We start from the raw sequence: 22,442 nt of genomic DNA, 5'->3' as shown, positions 1-22,442 counted from the left end.
GCTCAGTCCTCGGAGGGCTCAGAGGCGGGCTTGTCGGCCTCGGCCGCGGCCTCGTCCGCCTTCTTGTCGGCCTTCTTCGCCTTCGGGGTGATGGCCTCACCCTTCGGCTCGTCGCCGGACGCCTTGGCGGCGGCCTCGAAGAGGGCGCGCTTGTCGGCCTTCGGCTCGGCGACCTTCATCGGCGCCGGGGCGGGCAGACCCTTGAACTTCTGCCAGTCGCCGGTGACCTTGAGGATGGCCATGACGGGCTCGGTCGGCTGCGCGCCGACACTCAGCCAGTACTGCGCGCGCTCCGAGTCGACCTCGATGCGCGAGGGGTTCTGCACCGGGTGGTACAGACCGATCTCCTCGATGGCCCGGCCGTCACGGCGGGTGCGGGAGTCGGCGACGACGATGCGGTAGTGAGGCGAACGGATCTTGCCCAGACGCTTCAGCTTGATCTTGACTGCCACTGGAGTGGTGTCTCCTGGTCTTGACGTGGTTGGGCACAACGGGATGCCACGTGGGGTTGCGGTACTCGGGTGCCCGATGGACGCGTCAGTCGGAGGAGAGAGGGGTCCTGTGCGACTGTCGAGTACAGCCATTCATTGTGCCACACGCCCTGAGGTCAGCCGACCGCGGCTACCTCGGGGATACGGAAGGGTTTGCCGCAACCGCCGCAGACGATCGGGGCCTGGGCCAGCACGGATGGTACGACCCGGACATTGCGTCCGCAGTCGCAGACGGCCTTGACGCGGACGCCGCCCCCGGAGGAGCCGTGCCGGGCGGCCGGGCCGCGGAAGCTGCGGGCGGTGTCGGTGGCGGTCGCGGCACTGTGGGCCTTGAGGGCTCTGGTGAGCCGCTCGATGGTGGGGCGGTAGCGCCTTCTGGCCTCGGGGTTGAGCGTGACCAGCGAGAAGCCGCTGCTGGGATGCGGCTCGTCGGCGTGGTCCAGGCCCAGTTCCTCGGCGATCGCCAGGAACCGGCGGTTGTGGTAGCGGCCTGCCCTGGAGGTGTCGCGGATGCCGCGGGCGGCGGCGATGCCGTGGACTGCCTCATGGAGCAGCCGTTCGAAGGAGAGCTCGGCGCCACAGGCGGACGAGGACTCTCCGATCAGGGACTCGGGCGCGGCCAGGTCCGGCAGCTCGGGGTGGTGCCGTTGAATGTCGGCCCACGCGAGCGCCAGCTCGGCGGCGAGAACAGGCGGTGTCGTGCTCACGTCGTGACAACGAGCCGGGGTCGCCCAGTGTTCCGATTCCGGGCCATCCCAAATAATTTGCACGTACCAGTCAGTTTCTGGTCATCGGCCGTGCCGTGGGGCCGGTGCGCCGATCTGCGGAGAAGGCGCCCGCCGGGCAACAAGCCGGTACGTACCGCCGCGTACCCCCGCGTACGCCGCATGGCGTAAGCCGGTCGTACGCCGGGGCAACCATCACGCGGTGATGTTACGGGTGGTAGGGACCGTCCCGGGCACCGCCCGCCCCTCCACCGTAGGGCAGCGCCTCCCGCCCGGACGCGGGGGCCCACCCGGGTGCACGGGTGCCGGCCGCTGCGCGCTGCCGTGGCGGGACCGCGCCCGCCGGGGCACCCTGGAACGGCGCTCGGAGTGCGGGCCCGGCGCACACGGGGGCGCGCGGGAGACAACCCCGGCGCACCCTCTGGACGGCCGGACGGATGCGCAGTTGTCTGGATTGCGGGGGCGCACAACGCTCGGAAACGGGGGCGGACGGTACTGATCAGCTTCGGGTTCTCGGCGAATAGGGGCGCTATCGATGTCACCCACGCTCGTGCGGCACCAGCTTCCGAACACCGGGTCCATGCGCTGCGACGACCCGCCCGCCGCGGCCGGCGCCCGGGCGCGCGCCCGTGACTGGGCGGAAATCCAGGAGCGCATGCTGGTCCCCCTCTACGACGCCGCGTACGACCGTCTCGGCGTCGGGCCCGGTACCCGGCTGCTCGGGCTGGGCTGCGGCTCCGGGCTGGCGCTGTTGCTGGCCGCGGCGCGCGGCGCCCAGGTCAGCGGCGTGGACGCGGACGAGTGCCGGCTGGAGCTGGCCCGCGAGCGGCTCACGCCCGACGGGATGCCGGAGGTGACCCGGCTGGTCAGCGGCGGGCTGGCGGACGCGGCGCCCAAGGACGCGGCGTTCACGGTGGTGACGGCGTTCCACCCGGTGGGCTGCGGGAGCAGCGCCGGTAGCCTGACCGCGTCGCTGGCCGCGGCGGCGGCGATGGCGGAGCGCGGCAGCGCGGTGGTACTGGGCGGCTGGGGCCCGGTGGAACGGTGCGCCACGTCCGGGGTGCTGCGGGTGGCACAGCGGCTGGCCGATTCCGCGGGCGGCTTCGCCGCCGGGTCCGCGGACTGGCGACTGGCCGGGCGGGACGATCTGGAGGAACTGGCGGACCGGGCGGGGCTGCGGCCCGACGGGTCGGGGCGGGTGGCCTGCCCGTTCGGCTACGCGGATATGGCGAGCGCGGTGCGCGGGCTGCTGTCGACGGGGCTGTTCGACGCGGCGTTGGAGGCCACCGAACCACGGCAGGTGGAGAAGGAGCTGACGGAGGCGCTGCATCCGCATCAGCGGGCGGACGGCACGGTGTGGATGCCGAACGTGTTCCGCTACCTGATCGCGCGCACCCGTTAGGCCCGGCCGCCTTGGCAGGACGCGAACGGCCTTCCCTGGAGGCCCGGTTGGCGCTCCGTATCCGGCTCTTCGAGGAGAGCGGCCGGGTCCGTCCGGAGGTCGCGGCGTTCGTGGCCGCGGAGCTGGCGGCGCTGGCCGGCGAGGGGCGCACCGTCACCGAGGACAGCGCGGGGCTGCTGGCCGGCCATCTGCTGATGGCGCTGACCCGGATCCTGGACGGCGAGGCGCTGGACGGCCGTTCGGACGCGGCGGTGGCCGACGCGCTCGCGGCGCATCCCGAGGCGGTGGCGCGCGCCCGTGCGGTGGCACTGCGGGCGGGGCGCGATCTGGGCGCCGCGCTCCCGGGGCCGGAGGTCGACTTCCTGGCGCTGCATCTGGCCGTCCTGCCCGGTGGCACACCGGCCTCCCCGGTGGCGGCGGCACGGCCGGCAGGGGACGGGGCACCACCACCGGCGGTGGATCCGCCACAGCCGGCCGGCGCGCTGCGAAAGGGCACCGCATGACGAAGATCCTCACCGGTGGCGTCGGCAAGTCCGAGGTCGTGCGGGCCGTGACCGGGCTCGGGCTGCCCGGCGTCTCCATCGCCACCAGCAACGACATGGACGCCGCGGTGACCCTGCGGGCCGGGCATGCGGACTACTTCCTGGGCACCTGCCATACGGGGGCGGGCGCCTCGCTCGGTGTGCTGGTCGGGCTGCTGGGCGCGGCGGTCTGCCATACGTTCGGGCGGTCGGTGCCCAGCGCGGCGCAGATCGAGGCGCTGCTCGACGACGGCAAGAAGGTCTTCGGCTTCGCCGTGGACCGGATCGACACCGTCACGCCCGCCCTGGCCCGCGCCATCGCGGCGCGTACGGCCTGACGGTGCGCGCGCCGTATACCGCCGCGCCGGGGCTCGGCCTCTCGCCCGCGCAGCAGCTCGCGGTCATCGGGCTGTGCGCGCTGACGGCACTGCTGTCGCATCTGGCGCTGGCGGTGTTCAACGACGGGGTGCGGCCGTTCCTGCTGGACTTCGTCCAGGGGCGGAGCACCCGCGGGGCGACCGGGGCGGTCTCCTTCGGGCTCTCCGCCGGGTTCGTCTTCGGGCTGGGCGCCCCGATGGCGCTGTCGTCCGGGGTGCTCAATCCCTGGCTGGTGTTCCTGCCGACCGATGTCCTCGGCATCCTGGCGCCCCGGAAATGGCTGGCGCCCCTCCTGGGCGGCGCCTGGGGCGCGCTGGTGGTCCTCGGGCTCAAGGGCGTGAACGGGGCGGCGCATCAGCTGCCGGTCGACTTCCTGACGGCCATGCGGCACATGGCGACGCCGATCCTGTACCTGTTCACGCTGTTTCCGGTGCTGGCCGTAAGCAAGCAGTTCGGCCGGCTGCACGGGGCGGTCGCGGGGGTGCTGGAACTCTCGCTCGTCGTGGTGACGTTGAGAGTGTGGCCGGGCGTGTTCGCCGGGGCGCCGGCGATGGCGGCCGGGGTGCTGCTGCTGGTCGGTATGGCGGTGGTCCGGGATCTGCGGGCGGCCCGGGCGGTGGGGTCCGTCCGCGCGATGCCACAGGGGGGAGGGGATACGGGCGGCGCCGACCCGATGGCGTCGCTGTTCGGTGCGAGTGCGGCCCGGCTGCGCCGGCATCTGCCGCTGTTCATGGCGCTGGGCGCCGGGGTGTGCCTGCTGGCGCAGCTGCGTATCCTCGGCGGCGGCGAGGCGGCCGGCTTCCTCCTCGCCAAGGGGCGGGCCGCCGAGGCGGCGCAGGTCGACTTCTACCGCGCGCTGGGCTTCCTGCCGCTCGTCGCCACCACCGCGCTCGCCTCGGGCGCGTACGGCATCGCGGGCTTCACCCTCGTCTTTCCGGTCGGCTATCTGCTGCCCGACCCCTGGCTGGCGCTGGGGTGCGGGGCGCTGCTGTTCGCGGTGGAGGTGCTGGCGCTCAGCGGGATCGGGCGGGCGCTGGGCCGGCTGCCCTCCGTACGCGACTCCTCGGAGCAGCTGCGCGGCGCGATCGGCGACACCCTCCAACTGGCCGTCCTCTTCGGGTCGTTGCTGGCCGCGCAGGCCATGGGCGGCGGGCTGGGGATCCTGCTCGTCGGCGGGCTGTACCTGCTCAACGAGGCGATGGGGCGGGTCGTCGTACGGATGGCGGCGGGCCCGGCCGCGGTCCTCGTGGGCGGTGTGCTGCTCAACGTCCTGTACTGGCTGGACCTGTTCACTCCGGTGCAGTCATGAGCGAGTGCCCCGCGGGGCGGGAGGGAAGCGCCGGATGGAGGGTCCCGCGCACCGTACGGAACGGGTGCTGCACACCGTCACGGGGCCGCTGCCCGCCTCCGCGGTGCGCGGTCCGGTACTCCCCCATGAGCATCTGGCGCTCGCGCTCACCGGGGAGAACGATCCGGCGGCCGGTCTCGCCGCCCGGCACCGGCCCGCGATCGTCCGCGAACTGTCCGCACTGCGCGCGGAGTTCGGCCTGTCACTGGTGGTCGAGCTGAGCTGCCGCGGCATGGGGCGCGATCCCCGCGCGCTGGCCGGGATCTCCCGGGAGACCGGGGTCGCGGTGATCGCGGGCACCGGCTGGTACCAGGACCGCCGCCACCCTCCGGAGGTCGCCGGCGCGGACACCGGGCGGCTGACCGACATACTGATCACGGAGATCACGGACGGCTGCGACGGCACCGGCATCCGGCCGGGCGTCATCGGGGAGGCCGGCAGCCACGGCGACGAACCGAGCGAGCCGGAGGTGCGGACGCTGACCGCCGCCGCCCGCGCCGCCCTCGCGACCGGTCTGCCGGTGGCGACCCATACACACCTCGGACGCGGCGGTCCGGCCCAGCTGGCGCTGCTGACCGCGGCCGGGCTGCCACCGCACCGGATCAGCATCGGCCATCAGGACCTGCTGGACGATCCGGCGGTGCACCGGGAACTGGCGGCGGCCGGGGCGTATCTCGGCTTCGACACCGTCGGGAAGGAGCACTACGCGCCCGACGCGGTACGGCTGCGGCTGCTGCTGGCGCTGCTGGAGGCCGGGTACGCGGACCGGGCGCTGCTGAGCTGCGACATCTCCCGGCACGGCTATCTGACCGAGGAGGGCGGCTGGGGGTACGGGCACCTCTTCCGGTCGTTCCTGCCGCGGCTGCGGGCGGCGGGGGCGGACGAGGAGCTGATCGACCGACTGACGCGGCGGAACCCGCTGCGGTTCCTGGGGGCGGGAGGTCGGGGGTGAGGGGGAGGCAGGGGCTTCGGGGGCCGTGGGGCGGTGAGTTCCCGTAGGGGTGAGCCCGCGTGGCGGGACGGTGAGGTCCTGGGGCCGAGTGCCGCGGGCGGTGAGAAGCAGGCGGTGAGAAGCGGTGGGCGGCGGCATGCTGCGGGGGGCGAAATCCCGTGAGGTGCGCAGTCCTGTGGGGTGCGAAATCCCCAGGGGTGCGCTCCTCTTACCCGCCGCCCACCCTGCGCCTATTTTTTCCCCGCCGCCCACCCCCCTTCGGGGGGTGGGCGGGTGAGGAGGTGCGGAGGGGGTGGGTGGGCGGGCGGGTAGCCGGGTGGCGGGTAGCCGGGCGGGTAGCCGGGTGGGCGAGGACGCCAAGAGGGCCCGAGCGAACAGACGAAGGCGAAGAGGGCTCAGGCGACGCAGCGCAGAAGGCCCGGGCGGGCGGACGGGGAGAGAGGGGCGGCCGACGGACAAGGAAGGCAAGCCATCCCGCCCCCACCTCGGCACCGCCGCCTCGGCGCTCCAACCGACCTAACCGCCCTCTTCGACCTCACCCCATGAACTTCTTGAACTCCTCGGGCAGTTCGAAGTTCTGCGGGTCCTGGCCGGCACCCTGCGGGAGGCCCAGCGGGTTGCCGGCCGCCGCGGCCTCACGGCGCGCCGCCGCGGCCTCTTCCTCGGCCTTGCGCTTCATTGGGTTGCCGCTCTTGCGCTTGCCCTTGGCCTGCTTGAGCTGCTTCTTCTTGCGCGCGGCGCCGCCACCCATGCCCGGCATCCCGGGCATGCCCGGCATACCGCCGCCCTGGGCCATCCGCGACATCATCTTGCGGGCGTCGAAGAACCGCTCGACGAGGTTCTTGACGGCGCTGACGTCCACGCCGGAACCGCGGGCGATACGGGCGCGGCGCGAGCCGTTGATGATCGTCGGGTCCTGGCGCTCGCCCGGCGTCATCGACTTGATGATCGCGGCCGTGCGGTCGACCTCGCGCTCGTCGAGGTTGTTGATCTGCTCCTTCATCTGCCCCATACCGGGCAGCATGCCGAGGAGCTTGGAGATGGAGCCCATCTTGCGGACCTGCTCCATCTGGGCCAGGAAGTCGTCCAGCGTGAATTCCTTGGGGCCCTTCGCCAGCTTGGCCGCCATCTTCTCGGCCTCTTGCTGGCTGAAGGTCTGCTCGGCCTTCTCGATGAGCGACAGCATGTCGCCCATGCCGAGGATGCGGGACGCCATGCGGTCCGGGTGGAACGCGTCGAAGTCGTCCAGCTTCTCGCCGTTGGAGGCGAACATGATCTGCTTGCCGGTGACGTGCGCGATGGAGAGCGCGGCACCACCGCGGGCGTCGCCGTCCAGCTTGGAGAGCACCACGCCGTCGAAGCCGACGCCGTCGCGGAACGCCTCGGCGGTGTTGACCGCGTCCTGGCCGATCATCGCGTCGACGACGAACAGGACCTCGTCGGGGCCGACCGCGTCGCGGATGTCGGCGGCCTGCTGCATCATCTCGGCGTCGATACCGAGGCGGCCGGCGGTGTCGACGATGACGACGTCGTGCTGCTTGGTGCGCGCGTGCTCGACGGAGTCCTTGGCGACCTGGACGGGGTCGCCGACGCCGTTGCCCGGCTGCGGACCGTAGAAGGCGACGCCGGCGCGCTCGGCGACGACCTGGAGCTGGTTGACGGCGTTGGGGCGCTGGAGGTCGCAGGCGACCAGCAGCGGGGCGTGGCCCTGCGACTTGAGCCAGCGGCCGAGCTTTCCGGCCAGGGTCGTCTTACCGGCACCCTGCAGACCCGCCAGCATGATGACCGTCGGCGGCGTCTTGGCGAGCCGCAGCCGGCGGGTCTCGCCGCCGAGGATGCGGATGAGCTCCTCGTTGACGATCTTGATGACCTGCTGGGCCGGGTTCAGCGCCTGGGAGACCTCGGAACCGGAGGCGCGTTCCTTGACGTGCTTGATGAAGGCGCGGACGACCGGGAGGGCGACGTCGGCCTCGAGGAGGGCGATACGGATCTCGCGCGCCGTGGCGTCGATGTCCGCCTCGCTCAGGCGGCCCTTGCCCCGGAGGTTTTTGAAAGTACTCGCCAAGCGGTCGGAAAGCGTATCGAACACGGCGGTCGTCGATCCTCGGGGTCGGGGGCGGGGTGCAGTCGGCTTCTAGGGTATCCGGCCACGCAAGCGAACCGTCCCGGGCCCGCTCCCGGCCGTGCGCCGGGGGCAACCGCGCGGACGCCGGACACGCGGCCGGCAGGCCGCTACCGGAGCGCCTCTTCCAGCGCCTTCGCCAGATCGGCCGCCTCCCCTTCCGGCAGCACCGTCCCGTCGTGCCGGGTGACGTACACCGTGTCCACCGCGTTCGCCCCCAGGGTGCTCACATGGGCGCTGCGCACCCAGACCCCGGCCGCCTCCAGTGCCCGGCCGATCCGGTGCAGCAGCCCGTGCGCGTCCTGGGCGCGGACCTCGATGACGGTGGCCGTACGGGAACTGCCGGTGGCGACGGTGACCCGGGGTGGCGGGGCCAGTACGGCGCGGGAGCGGCGGGCGTAGGCGCGTTCGCGTTCGGCGAGGCGGGCGGGGATGTCGAGGGAGCCGTCCAGGGCGCGGACCAGGTCGGCGCGCAGCCGGTCGGCCTCGGGGAGCGAGCCGTACTCGGCGGCCACCCGCCAGCTGAGCAGCAGGACCGGGCCCTGGCCGATGGGGTCGAGGGCGCGCAGGTCGGCGGCGCGCACGGTGAGCCGGTGCAGGGCCAGCACGCCGGCCGCGGCGGGCAGCACACCGGCCTGGTCGGGGACGGCGATCAGGAGTTCCACGCCGACCGGTTCCCGGGCGGCGGTGCCGTCGTCCGCGGTCTGCGGGGTGCTCTCGGGCCGGGTGTGCAGTGCCAGCACCGGTCCGCCGGTGCGCCCGGCCTCGATGGCCAGCCGCTCCTGTTCGGCGGTCGGGCCCGCCGTCTCGCGGGGGTCGGCCGCGGGCTCCCCGGCGAGCCGGTCGGCGACGCGGGCGACCAGGTCGGTGACCAGGCCGTCGCGCCAGGAGCTCCAGGCGGCGGGCCCGGTGGCCAGCGCGTCGGCCTCGGTGAGGGCGTGCAGGAGTTCCAGGGTTCCGGGGCTGCCGACGGCCTCGGCGACCGCGGCGACGGTCTCCGGGTCGTCCAGGTCGCGCCGGGTGGCGGTCTCGATGAGCAGCAGGTGGTGCCGGACGAGGGTGGCGATCACGGTGATGTCGTGGCTGTCGAAGCCGAGCCGGGACGCCACGTCGCGGGCGATGGTCTCGCCGGCCACCGAGTGGTCGCCGGGCCAGCCCTTGCCGATGTCGTGCAGCAGGGCGGCGACCAGCAGCAGATCGGGGCGGTGCACCCGGCGGGTCAGCGCGGCGGCGCGTACCGCGGTCTCGACCAGGTGGCGGTCGACGGTCCAGGTATGGACGGCGTTGCGCTGCGGGCGGCAGCGGACGCGTTCCCAGTCGGGCAGCAGCCGGCCGATGACGCCCTCGGCCTCCAGGGCCTCCCATACGGGCACGGTGTGCGCACCCGCGCCGAGCAGCGTCACCAGCTGTTCCCGGGCCTCGGCCGGCCAGGGCACGGGCAGCGGCGCGGTGGCGCCGGCTCGGGCGCAGCGGCGGATGGCGTGGGTGGCGAGCGGGAGTCCGGCCTGGGCGGCGGCGGCTGCGGCGCGCAGGACCAGGACGGGGTCGCGTTCGGGGCGCGCGGTGCGGGCCAGTACCGCCTCGCCGTCGAGCTCCACGACGCCCTCGGCGAGCGGCGAGCGCTCCCCCTTGGCGGCCGTGCGTCCGGGCCGTCCGGCCAGCAGCCCGCGCAGCGTCGGTTTGACGGACCGGGCGCGCAGGACCCGGCCGACCTCGCGCCAGGTGACGTCGGCGGCGTAGGAGATGGTGCGGGCGGATTCGTAGGTCTGCCGCAGCAGCGCGTCGGCGTCGAGCATGCCGAGGGCGCCGGCGACCTGGTCCTGTTCCTGGAGGGCGAGCCGGTCGGTGGCGCGGCCGGTGGTGAGGTGGAGCGCGTCGCGGGTGTCGAGGAGCCGGGTGCGGGCCGTTTCCAGGCCGCCGCGCGGGGCGTCGGCGAGCCAGGAGGCGGCGATGGCGCGCAGCGCGGTGGCGTCCCGGAGGCCGCCCCTGGCCTCCTTGAGGTCGGGTTCGAGGAGGTACTGGAGTTCGCCCTGGCGGGCGGCGCGCTCCTGGCACAGCTCGTGGAGTTCGGGCAGCCGCTTGGGGGCGCTCTCCCGCCAGCCCGCGTAGGCGGCGCTGCGCACCGCGGCGGTCAGCTCGGGGTCGCCGGCCAGGTGGCGGGCGTCCAGCAGGCCCAGCTGCACCTTGAGGTCCTCGCGGGCCGCCCGGCGGGCCTCGGAGGGGGTGCGTACGGAGTGGTCGAGGTCCAGGCCGAGGTCCCAGACGGGGTACCAGAGGCGGTCGGCGAGGGCGGCGAGGTCCGCGGTGGCGGCCCGGCCGTCGTGCAGCAGGAGGAGGTCGAGGTCGCTGCGCGGGGAGAGTTCGCCGCGGCCGTAGCCGCCGACGGCGACCAGTGCGGTGCCGGTGACGCCGGTGGCACCGGCCGCCGCGGTCAGCAGGGCGCCGAGCCAGTCGTCGGTGAGGTGGGCGAGGCCGGCGCGGCGGTCGGGGCCGGTGGGGGCGTCGTCCTGGAGGAGTCGCAATCGGGCTGCGGCGTAGCCGCCGTCAGAGGCAGCAAGGTGGCCGCCGTCGGGGGCGCTGGGCGGCGGGGCCGCGGGGCGGCCTGCGGTGTCCTCTGCGCTCTCGGTCAACTCGGCTTCTCCTTGGTCGTGTTGTGCCCCCACCGGGGCCCCACCGGACTCCCCCGCCGCCGCGGCGCGGTCTACAGCGCGTCGGGGCCGCGCTCGCCGGTCCGCACCCGGACCGCGTCGTCCACGGGGACGCTCCACACCTTCCCGTCGCCGATCTTGCCGGTCCGGGCCGCCTTGACCACGACCGCCACCAGTTCCTCGGCGTCCGCGTCCTCCACGAGCACCTCGATCCGGATCTTCGGCACCAGGTCGACGGTGTACTCGGCGCCGCGGTACACCTCGGTGTGCCCGCGCTGCCGTCCGTAGCCGCTGGCCTCGGTGACGGTCAGACCGTGCACGCCGAACGCCTGGAGGGCGTCCTTCACTTCGTCCAGCCGGTGCGGCTTGATTACTGCGGTGATGAGCTTCACGCGTCCACCTTCTTGGTCGGGGTCTCGCCGAGGGCCGTGGTCTTGCGGGCGGCCGTGCCGCCGCCCGCGCCGGCGAAGTCGTACGCGGTCTCGGCGTGCGCGGCCTGGTCGACGCCGGCGATCTCCTCGTCCTCGCCGACCCGGAAGCCCATCACCAGGTCGATCGCCTTGGCAAGGACGTACGAGACGACCAGGGAGTACAGGAGCACGCAGACCACGCCGACGCTCTGCTTGCCGAGCTGGGCGAAGCCGCCGCCGTACAGGAGGCCCTTGGCGTCGCTCTGCACACCGCCGGTGGCGAAGACGCCGATCAGCAGCGAGCCGATGACGCCGCCCACGAGGTGGACGCCGACGACGTCGAGCGAGTCGTCGTAGCCGAACTTGTACTTGAGGCCGACCGCCATCGCGCACACCACGCCGGCGATCACGCCGATGGCGATGGCGCCGAGCGGGCTGACGGCGCCGCACGCCGGGGTGATCGCGACGAGTCCGGCGACCGCGCCGGAGGCCGCGCCAAGGGTGGTGAACGAGCCGTGCCGGAGCTTTTCGTAGGCGAGCCAGCCGAGCATCGCGGCGGCGGTGGCGACCTGGGTGTTGACGAAGGCGACCGCGGCGACACCGTCGTCGTTGTTGAGCCAGGAGCCCGCGTTGAAGCCGAACCAGCCGAACCACAGCAGTCCCGCGCCGAGCATCACCAGGGGAAGGCTGTGCGGGCGCATCGGGTCCTTCTTGAAGCCGATCCGCTTGCCGACGACGAGGATGACGCCGAGCGCCGCGGCACCGGCGTTGATGTGGACGGCGGTGCCGCCGGCGAAGTCGATCACGCCGAGCTTGAAGAGCCATCCGCCGTCGGCCCACACCCAGTGGGCGACGGGGAAGTAGACGACGGTCACCCACAGGGCGATGAACAGCGCCCAGGCGGTGAACTTCACCCGGTCCGCGAGCGCCCCGCTGATCAGCGCGGGCGTGATCACCGCGAACATCAGCTGGAAGACCGCGAAGACGTAGACGGGGATGGTGGTGGTGCCCCACAGCTGGGTCAGGCCGATGTGGCCCATCCCGGCGAAGGTGCTGTCCCAGCCGATGACGCCGCCGTTGTCCTTGCCGAACGCGAGCCCGAAGCCGTACAGCACCCACAGGATGGTCACGATGCCCAGGCTGATGAAGCTCATCATCAGCATGTTCAGGACGCTTTTGACCCGGACCATGCCGCCGTAGAAGAAGGCGAGACCGGGGGTCATGATCATCACCAGTGCGGAGCAGATCAGCATGAACCCGGTGTTGGCCGGGCTGAGCGTCGCTTTGTCTGCCGCGATCGTCAGGATGCCTGGGGGCATCGGCGTCTCCTCGTCGTCGATGCGGCCCGTGCGGGCGTGGTGCTGGTGGGCCGACTTCGCGATGAGGTTGTCGCAGCACCGTTTCGGCCAAACCTTGCCGGTGTTTCACCGGGGTGACGAAGGCACCCTCCGTGTTACACCCCGGTGAACTCCGAGATCAGACCGGCACCACCGGTTCAGCCCGCGGACACCCTCCCTCAGCCGGCCTCGGCCGTCTCCGGGAGCTGCCGGGACAGCTCGTCGCCCAGCCGGACCACCTCGGCGAGGCCCCCGTACTCCCGCGCCGCGGTGTCCACGGTCTTGCGCAGCCGGGTGTTGACCCGCTCGGAGCGGACCTGCCGGGCGAACGGGATCGCGCGCTGCGCCATTTCCGCGCAGGCTTCCGGCTCCTTCTGGAGCAGATGCACGGTCGCCATCCCGATCAGGTTGAGCGCGTACGAGCGCTGGTGCTCGGGGTCCTGGCCGAACAGCTCCACGGCGCGCCGCATCACGGGCTCGGCGAGCGAGGCATACGTGGGGCTGCGGCCCGCCACGTAGGCGAGGTCGCGGTAGGAGTGGGCGTTCTCGGCGTTCAGCTCGGCCTCGGAGAAGAAGCGGATCCAGTCCGGCTCCGGCTCGCCGGGAGTGATGTCGGAGAAGGTGTCCTCGGCCATCCGCACCGCCCGCTTGACCTTGCTGGGCTGACCCATGCCGGCGTACGCGCGCGCCTCCATCGCATACAACATCGCCTGGGTACGCGGCGTGGCGGTCTCCCGGCTGCCGTACTGGGCGAGGTGGATCAGCTCCAACGCGTCGTCGGGTCGGCCGAGATGGATCATCTGCCGGCTCATGCTGGAGAGGATGTACGAGCCCAGGGGGCGGTCGCCGGCCTCTTTGGAGGCGTGCAGCGCCAGCACGAAGTACTTCTGCGCGGTCGGCTGGAGCCCGATGTCGTAACTCATCCAGCCCGCCAGCTCGGCCAGTTCGGCGGCGACCTTGAACAGCCGCTTGGAGACCTGGGACGGCTGCGGCTCCTGGAGGAGGTCGGTGACCTCGTGAAGCTGGCCGACCACCGCCTTGCGCCGCAGCCCGCCGCCGCACTGCGCGTCCCACTGCCGGAACATCGCGGTCGTCGACTCCAGCAGCTCCAGCTCGGGCTGGGACAGCCGGGCCGGCCGCGGGGCCCGGTCCTGCCGGGCCTGCGCGTCGCCGGGCGTCGCGGGCACCGGCACCAGCCAGCGCTGCATCGGCTCGATGAGGGTCGGCCCGGCGGCCAGCGCCAGGGAGGTGCCCAGGAAGCCGCGGCGCGCCAGCATCAGGTCGCTGCGCGAGAACTCGCTGATCAGGCTGACGGTTTGGGGCCCGGCCCAGGGCAGGTCGACCCCGGAGACGGATGGGGACTGGTGCGCCGAACGCAGTCCCAGCTCCTCGATGCCGACCACACAGCCGAAGCGCTCGGAGAAGAGCTCGGACAGGATCCGCGGGATGGGCTCGCGCGGCTGCTCGCCGTCCAGCCAGCGGCGCACGCGGGAGGTGTCGGTGCTGATGTGGTGGGCGCCCATCTGGCGCGCCCGCCGGTTGACCTGTCGCGCCAGCTCGCCCTTGGACCAGCCGCTGCGCATGAACCACGAACCCAACTGCGCGTTGGGACGTTTGACGGCGTCGGTGCCGCCCGTGCTGTTGGAGCCGGCGGTGCCGCCAGTGCCGCCCACAGGAATGCCCCCATTCCGATTGCGCTTTGCTGCGAACTGCGAACCACCCACAGGATGCCGCCTGTTGCGGCGTCCGTTGCGGGGGTACATCTACCCGAGCGCGGATTCCGGCCACACCTCCGGCCGCGCTCCTCCTGGCGCGTTGCCACCGGCATACCCGTGCGAACGATGCCTCTCCGGGGTTCGCGCACCGAAAGTAATCCTACGATCACGCCCATCGCGAGGGCGACCGCGGAAACGCCACCATTCGCCACCCCTTTGAATGAACTCCCCGGGCTGCTCTCGCGATTGACTTGACACAGGCCGAAGAGGGCCGGGCGGAGCGAAGCACGCGAAGGCGTGCGCGGCGCATCGCACCACCCGGCACGCGACGGCTCACCACCGGCACCGCGGACCGTCGACGGAGCGTGAACACCTGCGTGGACACCGCCTCCTCGTCAATGCGCCGCCTCGTAACCACTCGCACGCACCACCCGTTGGAGGGGGCATGGACTTCACGATCGGCGGCATTCGGGACATCCGTTCCGGCTCGCGCCGCCGCGCCCGCTCGACCGAGAGCACCGCGGTGGCGGAGTACACCGGGCTGTGGGGCTGGGACGTGGCTCCGGGCGCCCGCGCGGTCCGCACCGGCAGCCGCACGGACTGCTCGTGCGGCGCCGCCGACTGCCCGTCGCCGGGCGCCCATCCGCTGTCCTTCGGCCAGGAGTTGGCGGCCGGCGCACCCCTGGAGAAGGCGGCGGCTGCCTGGGCCGACACCCCGGGGGCCGCGGTGCTGCTTCCCGTGGGGCGGTCCTTCGACATCCTCGACGTGCCCGAGGACGCGGGCAGCGGCGCGCTGGTGCGGCTGGAGCGGATGGGGCTGCCGCTCGGGCCGGTGGCCGCCACCCCGACCGGCCGGGCGCTGTTCTTCGTCGCCCCCGGGGCGGCCGGCGCGCTCCCCGACCTCCTCTACCGCATGGGCTGGGACGACGCCGATCTGGACCTGCGCTCCCTGGGGCGCGGCGACTACATCACCGCGCCGCCCTCGGACTTCGGCGGCCACGGCGCGATGCGCTGGCTGCGTCCGCCGACGCTGGACTCGGCCGGGCGCCCGCCGCAGGCCCGGCTGCTGCTCGGGACGCTGGCGTATGTGTGCAACCGCTCCGTGGGCAGCCGCCCGGCCGCCCACGGAGCGGGCTGCTCCCGGCCACCGGTCTGAACTGAACGCGGGCAAATCGTTTCGTCGTCGGGGTGATGTCGGCGGCGTGACGTCGGCGGCGTGACGTCGGCGGCGTGATCCGGGCGCCGCTCCCGAGGAGGCGGCGCCCGGTGCCGTAGGTGCCCGCGAGTGCCGTACGCGCCGCGCGTGTGCCCACGGGGAGAAGCGTCGGCCCCCGGTACCCGACGGGTGCGGGTACCGGGGGCCGATGGGGCCGCGGGCGGTGCGGCGGTGCCTCCTGCGTCGGCGGCCTCGGCTGCCTCAGCCGATGAGCGCGTCGACGAACGCCTCCGGCTCGAAGGGCGCCAGGTCGTCCGCGCCCTCGCCCAGGCCGACGAGCTTGACCGGCACCCCGAGCTCGCGCTGGACGGCGACGATGATGCCGCCCTTGGCGGTGCCGTCGAGCTTGGTCAGCACCACACCGGTGATGTCGACGACCTCGGCGAACACCCGGGCCTGGACCAGGCCGTTCTGGCCGGTGGTGGCATCCAGGACGAGCAGCACCTCGCCGACCGGGCCGTGCTTCTCGACGACCCGCTTGACCTTGCCGAGCTCGTCCATCAGGCCGGTCTTGGTGTGCAGCCGGCCGGCGGTGTCGATCAGGACGACGTCGGCGGACTCGGCGATGCCTTCCTTCACCGCGTCGAACGCGATCGAGGCGGGGTCGCCGCCCTCGGGCCCGCGGACCGTGCGGGCGCCGACCCGCTCGCCCCAGGTCTGGAGCTGGTCGGCGGCGGCGGCGCGGAAGGTGTCGGCCGCGCCGAGGACCACGGACTTGCCGTCGGCGACCAGCACCCGGGCGAGCTTGCCGGTGGTGGTGGTCTTGCCGGTGCCGTTGACGCCGACGACCATCACGACGCCGGGGATCTCGTCGCCGCCGTTGCCGATGCCGTTGCCGGTGTGCACGGTGCGGTCGGCGTCGGTGCCGATGAGGGTCAGCAGCTCCTCGCGCAGCAGCTCGCGCAGGCCCTCGGGGGTGCGGGTGCCCAGGACCTTGACGCGTTCGCGCAGCCGGTCGACGAGCTCCTGGGTGGGGGCGACACCGACGTCGGCGGTGAGCAGGGTGTCCTCGATCTCCTCCCAGGTCTCCTCGTCGAGGTGTTCGCGCGACAGCAGGGTCAGCAGGCCCTTGCCGAGGCTGTTCTGGGAGCGGGAGAGCCGGGCGCGCAGCCGGACCAGCCGGCCGGCGGTCGGCGCGGGGACCTCGATCTCGGGCGCCGCGGCCGGCGCAGCCGCCTCGGGTTCGACGGCCGGTGCCTCGGCCTCGGGGGCCTCGACGGCGGGCAGCGCGACTTCTTCGATGGTGCGACGTTCTTCGTCGCGTGGGGTCTCGGCCTCCTCGCCGACCTGCGGTTCGGCGGGGGGCGCGGTGACGGAGGGCTTGGGGGCAGCCGGCGGGGACGGCGGCAGCTGCTTCTTCTTGCGGCTGCTGACGACAAGCCCGCTGATCGCGCCGAGCGCGACCACGGCGATCACTACAGCAAGGATGACGGTTTCCATAACCCCTCCAGTATCAGCCACGCCCCGCGGCGGGCGGCGGCACGCGCACGGGGTCCGGTCCGGCGCATCGGGCCCGGGCCGGCGCCCGCGGCCCTAGGTCCTGTCGTCGGACTCCCGTCGTCCGCCCGAAGGGCGGGCCGGGCGGCGTCCGGTGCGTGCTCTCGGCGTGCCGGGCGACGGCCCCTGTACTGGAGTACTGCGGTCATTGTCCGGTGCGACGAAGGGGGTCCCCCCGCCCTAGCCGTGCGAAGCCGGTTCGAGGGTGGGGGCGCGTGCAGGGCGTCGGCAGGCAGGCGGGAGTCCGACGACAGGACCTAGCTCTCTCTGCGCTCCTGGGTGCGCCGCCAGCGCTCCAGGGTGGGATCTCGGTGCGAGTCGTACATGCCCAACCCCTGGCAGTGCCGGCATTCGCCCGCCCGGTGAACGGTTTCGTACGGCCCCCGGAAGGGATCGACGCCCGGGGCGTAGGCGAGGGCCTGGGACACATAGCCGGTGCCCTGGCACCACTGACACGTCTTGCCGGGCACATCGGCCTCCTGCGAGTACTCGCTCTCGTTCATCGGTTTCACCTTGCACCACATCCGGCCCCGGATGACCCCGAGCCGGAAGATCGCCGTCCGCGGCGCCGCCGGGACCCACCCGAAACGAGACATGCGTCTCTCCGGAGGCACGGTGTCGGGCGGAGCCACGAGGTTCCGGACCGGTGGACCGGCTTCCGCTTCTGCCGCCGGCACCCGGTGCGGTCGCGCCGTGCCTGTTCAGAAGGGTGTGACTGGACTCATCGACAGGAACCGGAAATCTCTGGCATCGTCGAGGAGTCCAAGGGGGCGGACCGGTAGAAGTTGGATCAAAGTACGATGGTGGACGGCTGCGCAACGCGCGTAGAGTCCTGGCAACCATTTCTGGCCAGGCACCACAGCCGCTGCCTGCACCTCCTCCCCGGGGGTGCCCCCCAGACCCCCGCACGGAGACAGCTGCACCCATGGGCACCAGCACTACGTCCGCATCCACGTCCATCCCCGAAGCCGACGGCGCCGTCGAGACCCGTGGCATCGAGCCGGTTCCCGACCACGAACGCCGGGGCCGGGTCCGCGAACTGTTCCCGACCTGGGTCGCCGCCAACATCAGCGTGCTGCTGCTCACCATGGGCGCCTCCCTGGTGATCAACAACAGCCTGAACTTCTGGCAGGTGCTGGTGGTCGCCGCGATCGCCTCCGCGGTCTCCTTCGGGATGGTCGGCCTGCTGTCGGTCTCCGGCAAGTGGGGCGGTGCCCCCGGCGCGATGCTCTCCCGGGCCGCCTTCGGCGTGCGCGGCAACTACTTCCCGGGCGCGATCCTCTGGGTCGCGCGCTTCGGCTGGGAGACGATCAACGCGGTCACCGGCGCCTACGCGATCCTGACCGTGCTGCACCTGGTGTTCGGCATCAAGGCCAACAACGTCCTGGTCGTCGTCACCCTGCTCGCCTTCGTCGCCTGCACCTTCCTGGTCAGCGGGATGGGCCGCAAGGCGCTGAACCTCTGCAACAAGTACTCCACGTACCTCTTCAGCCTGATCAGCATCGTCGTGCTGATCTACCTGATCGTCGAGATGCCGTGGAGCGCCGTCTTCGCCAAGTCGCCGGGCAGCGGCGCCATGATGATCGCGGGCATCGGCACGATCGCGGCCGGCGGCATCAGCTGGGTGCCCACCGGCCCGGACTTCGCGCGCTACCTGCCGCACTCCGCCTCCGGCAAGAAGATCGTCGGCACCACCGTCTCCGGTGCGGCCCTGGTGCTGGTCCCGATGGTGGTCATGGGCGGCGTGATGGCCGTGTCCAACCCGGAGCTGGCCAACCAGAACACCGACCCGATGTCGTTCCTCGGCCAGGTCCTGCCGTCGGCCATCGCGATTCCGTACCTGATCACCGCGCTGATCGGGATGATGCTGATCAACAGCCTGTCGATGTACTCCGCGGGCTTCACCGCGCAGACCATGGGCGTCAAGCTGCCGCGTGCCATGGCGGTCAGCATCAACGCCGCCATCAGCCTGATCGGCGGGCTGTTCATGATGCTGGTGGCCAAGGACTTCATCGGCCAGTTCATCGCCTTCCTGACGCTGCTCGCGGTCTCCTTCTCCGCCTGGATCGGCGTCTACGGCGTCGACATGGCCCGCCGGCGCAACAAGGCGGTGCGCTACGACGCGGAGAGCCTGATGAACGTCGGCCGCACCAGCCGCTACTGGTACAAGGGCGGCTTCTCCTGGCAGGCCATGACCGCCTGGACCGTCGCCCTGGTGGCGGGCCTGTGCTTCACGAAGGTGGAGTGGTTCACCGGCCCGCTGGCCGGCACCTGGATCGGCCGGAACGGCCTGGGCTGGGCGGCCACGATCCTGATCGCCGCGGTGGTCTTCGCGGTACTGCCGGCCGCTCGGGAGAACGTCCCCGCGCAGGCGCCCGAGCGGGCCGCCGACGAGGACCGGCCGACCGTCGAGGTCGGCTGAACGACCGGGCGGCCGGCGGCGCGCAGCCGGTGGCCGCCCCGGCCGGATCCGCGCCACCGTCCTGGCCGGTTCCGGCCACCGACCTGGATAACTGACGAGACGTCAGCTAACGTCCCCTTCGCCATCCGCCCGGCGAAGGGGACGCCGTCATGTCAGCGATTCCATCCCGCCCGTCGCCCGACCACCACCCCTCGACGAGGGGCTACCCGCCGCCCCTCTGCACAACGGTGCTGCGCTTCAACCTCGTCGACCCGGCGCCCACCCCCGAAGGGCTCGCCGCGCGCTATCGGGCCGCCCTGGAGATGGCCGCGTTCGCCGACGACCGCGGGCTGACCATGGTGCAGACCGAGGAGCACCACGCCACCACCAACGGCTGGATGCCCGCGCCGCTCGTCTTCGCGGGCGCCGTCTTCGGTGCCACCCGGCGCATCGGCGTCACCGTCTCCGCGCTGATCACCCCGCTGCACGACCCGCTGCGGCTGGCCGAGGACATCGCCGCGCTCGACCTGCTCAGCGGCGGCCGGCTGGTCACCGTCGCCGGCCTCGGCTACCGGCCCGAGGAGTACGCGGCGCACGGCAAGGACTGGCGGCGCCGCGGCGCCCTCCAGGACGAGGTGCTGCGGACGCTGCTCGCCGCCTGGACCGGTGAACCCTTCGACTATCGGGGGCGTACGGTCCAGGTCACCCCTCGCCCGTACACCCGGCCGCATCCGCCGCTGCTGATCGGCGGCGGCTCACGCCCGGCGGCCCGGCGCGCCGCCCGGTTCGGGCTGCCCTTCTTCCCCGGCGACCGCCTGCCGGAGCTGGAGCGCTACTACCACGAGCAGCGCGCCGAGTTCGGCACCGAGGGCTGGGTGCTGCAGCCGCCCGAGCGCACCTGCCTGCTGCACATCTCCGAGGACCCGCACCGCAGTTGGGCCGAGTACGGCGGGCATCTGCTGCACGAGGCGCGGATGTACGCGTCGTGGCAGTCCGCCGGGATCCGCTCCGCGGTGCGCTCCACCGCCGGGGACGCCGCGGCGCTGCGCGCGGAGGGCGTGTACCGGATCGTCACGCCGGAGGCGTGTGTGAAGCTGGCCCAAGAGGCGGGCGCCCAGGGCACGTTGATCCTGCATCCGCTGTGCGGCGGGATGCCGGTCGACGAGGGCTGGCGGTCGCTGCACCTGTTCGCGGAGCGGGTGCTGCCCGAACTCCGGGGCTGATGCGGGGCGGCCGGATGTGATTGGTCGCGATGGATGACACCGCTGGATCCCGCCGAGCATGTCCGATGGTCCGCCTTGGTCACGATGGTTGGCACCGTTTGGTCATCGTTGTTGGCACATGCTCGCGTTGGTCGGCCTATCTGACACCGGCAGTGAGTCGTTTCCGCCGGTCAACGACCTCACGCATCTCGACGGTCGTGCTGGCGGAGCGCCGGTGACAGTTAGGACGACCAGGTGTCATCTACCGCGACCAATCACACCGGAGCGGCGGCGGCGCGCGCGGCGCGGCGGATTGTCAGTGGCGGGTGTCACGATCGGTGCATGAGCTTCTTCGACGGTCTGATCGCCACCGACCCACCACCCGAACCCCCCGCCGGGACCATGGTGTTGAGCGCCTACGATCCCGGCGGCACCGAGGATTTCGCGCCCGCCCCCTGGTTCGTGCCGGCTCGGCTTCCGCAGGTTGCCGAGGTCGGCGCCGGCCCCGATGTGCGGATCATGCTGACCGGCTGGGAGGTGTGGCCGGCGTCGGTGACGATGCGGCTGGCGGTCTTCCTGCGGCGGATCGAGCCGGGCGGCCGGACGACACCGTACGGCCGCCCCGGCAGCGGGGCGCTGCGCTGCGGCCTGCTGCTGGCCGACGGGCGCAAGGTCACCACGCTCGACGGCGAGCCCTGGCCGATGGCCGGCGGCAGCCGGCCCACGCTCCGGCTGAACGGCGGTACCGGCGGCGCCTTCCACTACCAACTGGAGCTGCACCTCTCCCGGTTGCCGCCCGCCGGGCCGGCCCAGCTGGTGGTCGAGTGGCCGGACGAGGGGGTGCCGGAGACGGTCACGGTCGTCGACGCGGCGATGCTGCGGGCGGCGGCCGGCGGCGCGCTGGAGATCTGGCCGGACGCCGCGCCGCCCGCCCGCTCCGGGGACGGTGAGGAACCGCGGGGGTTCCTCGGCGTCAGCCCGGGACCGTCCGAGATCCTGGCGCAGCCGCCGGCGGCCGGGCTGCCCGCGTGGTCCCCGCCGGCCCCCGACCCGGCGCGCGGCGACTGGGAGGAGCTGGCCCCCTTCCACTGGCAGGACACCGAGCTGATCAGGGCGCGGCTGGCGCGGGGTGCCGATCCCGCCGCGCTGCGGCCCGGCTCCCGGGACGCGCCGCTGCATCCGGCCGCCGCCCACAGCTCCCCGGAGATCGTCGCCGAACTCCTCGCGCGGGGGCCGGCGGTGGACGCAGTGGACGACCAGGGCCGCACTCCCCTGTGGCACGCGGTCGCGCACGGCGCCGAGGCGAACGCCGCGCTGCTGCTCGGGGCAGGCGCCGATGCCTGGAGCCCGCGGGCCGGCGGCCGATCGCCCGGCCGGCTGGCCCTGACGACACCGTTGGCCCCGCTGTTCGCCGGGCTGCCGGACGCGGTGCCGCTGACGGCCGCGGAGCGCGCCGCCCAGCAGGACGCCGATGACCGGGCGGCGGTCTTCGAGGGGGTGGAGACGGAGGGCCTCTCGGTCGCCTTCGTCCCCGGCATCGGCGAGGAGGAGGCCGTGCGGCGCCTGGGCCGCGACCAGCGCGACTGCCCGGTCCTCGCCCTGGACGCGGAGCCCGGCCCGCACGGCACCGGCCCGCGCGGCCTCGATCCGTACGCCCCGGACGGGGCCGAGCGGCAGATAGGCGTGACGGGCGTGCCCGGCGGATGCGTCCTGGTCCAGCCCACGTCGTATCGGTTGAGCACCGCCCCGGTGCTGGACGCGCTCTCCGCCGGCACCACCGCCTACGGCGTCCACTTCCATCCCAGCGGGGGCACCTTCGGCGCGCTCTCCCAAGACGGCCGCACCGAGCTCACCGAGGAGATCGGCCTCCCGCCGTACGGGGACGAGCCGGACGGCCACTGGCTGTACCGCTTCTGGAGCTGGGACCGGCCGGACGGCAGGTACGGCGCCGCCGAGCTGGCGTACGCCTCCGCGATGGCGGGCCTGCGCCTGGCGAACCCGCACGCGGTGGCCGGTCCGCCGCGCCGCCGGGTGGAGATACCGGACGGCAGCCCGCTGCTGGGCTGAGGCTCCCGAG

The 22,442-nt window shown here is 73.1% G+C and carries 17 protein-coding genes and 1 pseudogene; 9 read left to right on the top strand and 9 right to left on the bottom strand.

The annotated features are described in order from the left end of the window. Positions 1-2: 2 nt before the first annotated feature. Both rpsP and RZ84_RS25860 read right to left on the bottom strand, forming a co-directional pair. On the bottom strand, positions 3-452 hold the full coding sequence (gene rpsP, locus RZ84_RS25865; protein ID WP_043266311.1) for a 30S ribosomal protein S16: 450 nt from the start codon (positions 450-452) through the stop codon (positions 3-5). A 155-nt stretch (positions 453-607) separates the two neighbouring features. Beyond that, positions 608-1,198, bottom strand: a complete 591-nt coding sequence (locus tag RZ84_RS25860; RefSeq protein WP_043266310.1) for a hypothetical protein — start codon at positions 1,196-1,198, stop codon at positions 608-610. Positions 1,199-1,751: 553 nt separating this feature from the next. On the opposite strand from RZ84_RS25860, the gene RZ84_RS25855 reads away from it, so the two are divergent. From RZ84_RS25855 to RZ84_RS25835, 5 genes and pseudogenes are all read left to right on the top strand, one after another. Beyond that, on the top strand, positions 1,752-2,618 hold the full coding sequence (locus RZ84_RS25855; protein ID WP_043266309.1) for a methyltransferase domain-containing protein: 867 nt from the start codon (positions 1,752-1,754) through the stop codon (positions 2,616-2,618). A 35-nt stretch (positions 2,619-2,653) separates the two neighbouring features. Next, positions 2,654-3,034, top strand: a pseudogene (locus RZ84_RS25850) (transcriptional antiterminator); the annotation flags it as partial. 83 nt (positions 3,035-3,117) lie between these two features. Next, complete coding sequence (locus RZ84_RS25845; protein ID WP_043270829.1) at positions 3,118-3,477, top strand: DUF2620 family protein; 360 nt, start codon at positions 3,118-3,120, stop codon at positions 3,475-3,477. A gap of 2 nt (positions 3,478-3,479) precedes the next feature. Beyond that, complete coding sequence (locus RZ84_RS25840; RefSeq protein WP_052230158.1) at positions 3,480-4,826, top strand: YhfT family protein; 1,347 nt, start codon at positions 3,480-3,482, stop codon at positions 4,824-4,826. A 34-nt stretch (positions 4,827-4,860) separates the two neighbouring features. After that, the gene (locus RZ84_RS25835; RefSeq protein WP_043266308.1) at positions 4,861-5,817 is read left to right on the top strand and encodes a phosphotriesterase family protein; all 957 of its coding nucleotides are present in this window, start codon (positions 4,861-4,863) and stop codon (positions 5,815-5,817) included. Positions 5,818-6,352: 535 nt separating this feature from the next. Here the strand turns inward: RZ84_RS25835 and ffh are convergent. The 5 genes from ffh to RZ84_RS25810 form a co-directional block, all read right to left on the bottom strand. Then, positions 6,353-7,906 carry a signal recognition particle protein gene (gene ffh, locus RZ84_RS25830; RefSeq protein ID WP_043266307.1) on the bottom strand — a complete coding sequence of 518 codons (1,554 nt, stop codon included), beginning with the start codon at positions 7,904-7,906 and terminating at the stop codon, positions 6,353-6,355. A gap of 143 nt (positions 7,907-8,049) precedes the next feature. Continuing rightward, a complete protein-coding gene (locus RZ84_RS25825; RefSeq protein WP_043266306.1) occupies positions 8,050-10,569 on the bottom strand; it encodes a [protein-PII] uridylyltransferase in 2,520 nt (839 codons plus the stop codon). Positions 10,570-10,640: 71 nt separating this feature from the next. Further along, complete coding sequence (locus RZ84_RS25820) at positions 10,641-10,979, bottom strand: P-II family nitrogen regulator (RefSeq protein WP_043266305.1); 339 nt, start codon at positions 10,977-10,979, stop codon at positions 10,641-10,643. Next, a complete protein-coding gene (locus RZ84_RS25815) occupies positions 10,976-12,316 on the bottom strand; it encodes an ammonium transporter (RefSeq protein ID WP_043266304.1) in 1,341 nt (446 codons plus the stop codon). The genes RZ84_RS25820 and RZ84_RS25815 overlap by 4 nt, the downstream gene beginning before the upstream one ends. 197 nt (positions 12,317-12,513) lie before the next feature. Further along, positions 12,514-14,007 (bottom strand): transcriptional repressor NsdA, encoded by a 1,494-nt coding sequence (locus tag RZ84_RS25810; RefSeq protein WP_052230157.1) that lies wholly within the window; start codon positions 14,005-14,007, stop codon positions 12,514-12,516. A 487-nt stretch (positions 14,008-14,494) separates the two neighbouring features. Here RZ84_RS25810 and RZ84_RS25805 point away from each other — a divergent pair, with 487 nt between their 5' ends. Then, on the top strand, positions 14,495-15,205 hold the full coding sequence (locus tag RZ84_RS25805; protein ID WP_043266303.1) for a bifunctional DNA primase/polymerase: 711 nt from the start codon (positions 14,495-14,497) through the stop codon (positions 15,203-15,205). Between the two features lie 261 nt (positions 15,206-15,466). Here the strand turns inward: RZ84_RS25805 and ftsY are convergent, their stop codons facing one another. Then, positions 15,467-16,705 (bottom strand): signal recognition particle-docking protein FtsY, encoded by a 1,239-nt coding sequence (gene ftsY, locus RZ84_RS25800; RefSeq protein WP_043266302.1) that lies wholly within the window; start codon positions 16,703-16,705, stop codon positions 15,467-15,469. 314 nt (positions 16,706-17,019) lie between these two features. Then, positions 17,020-17,265 (bottom strand): hypothetical protein, encoded by a 246-nt coding sequence (locus RZ84_RS25795; protein ID WP_043270823.1) that lies wholly within the window; start codon positions 17,263-17,265, stop codon positions 17,020-17,022. 422 nt (positions 17,266-17,687) lie between these two features. Between RZ84_RS25795 and RZ84_RS25790 the strand changes: the two genes are divergently transcribed. The 3 genes from RZ84_RS25790 to RZ84_RS25780 all read left to right on the top strand — a co-directional run bounded on the left by RZ84_RS25790 (position 17,688) and on the right by RZ84_RS25780 (position 22,432). After that, positions 17,688-19,184, top strand: a complete 1,497-nt coding sequence (locus RZ84_RS25790; RefSeq protein WP_043266301.1) for a purine-cytosine permease family protein — start codon at positions 17,688-17,690, stop codon at positions 19,182-19,184. Positions 19,185-19,333: 149 nt separating this feature from the next. Continuing rightward, positions 19,334-20,386, top strand: coding sequence for an LLM class flavin-dependent oxidoreductase (locus RZ84_RS25785; RefSeq protein ID WP_078894180.1), 1,053 nt, complete (start codon positions 19,334-19,336; stop codon positions 20,384-20,386). A 321-nt stretch (positions 20,387-20,707) separates the two neighbouring features. Further along, a complete protein-coding gene (locus tag RZ84_RS25780) occupies positions 20,708-22,432 on the top strand; it encodes an ankyrin repeat domain-containing protein (protein ID WP_043266299.1) in 1,725 nt (574 codons plus the stop codon). Positions 22,433-22,442: the final 10 nt, after the last annotated feature.

The sequence above is a fragment of the Streptomyces sp. CT34 genome, from assembly GCF_000805335.1.
GTDB lineage: Bacteria > Actinomycetota > Actinomycetes > Streptomycetales > Streptomycetaceae > Streptomyces.
Note: the sequence above shows the minus strand (reverse complement) of the source record. Positions and strands in the feature narration are given on the sequence as shown.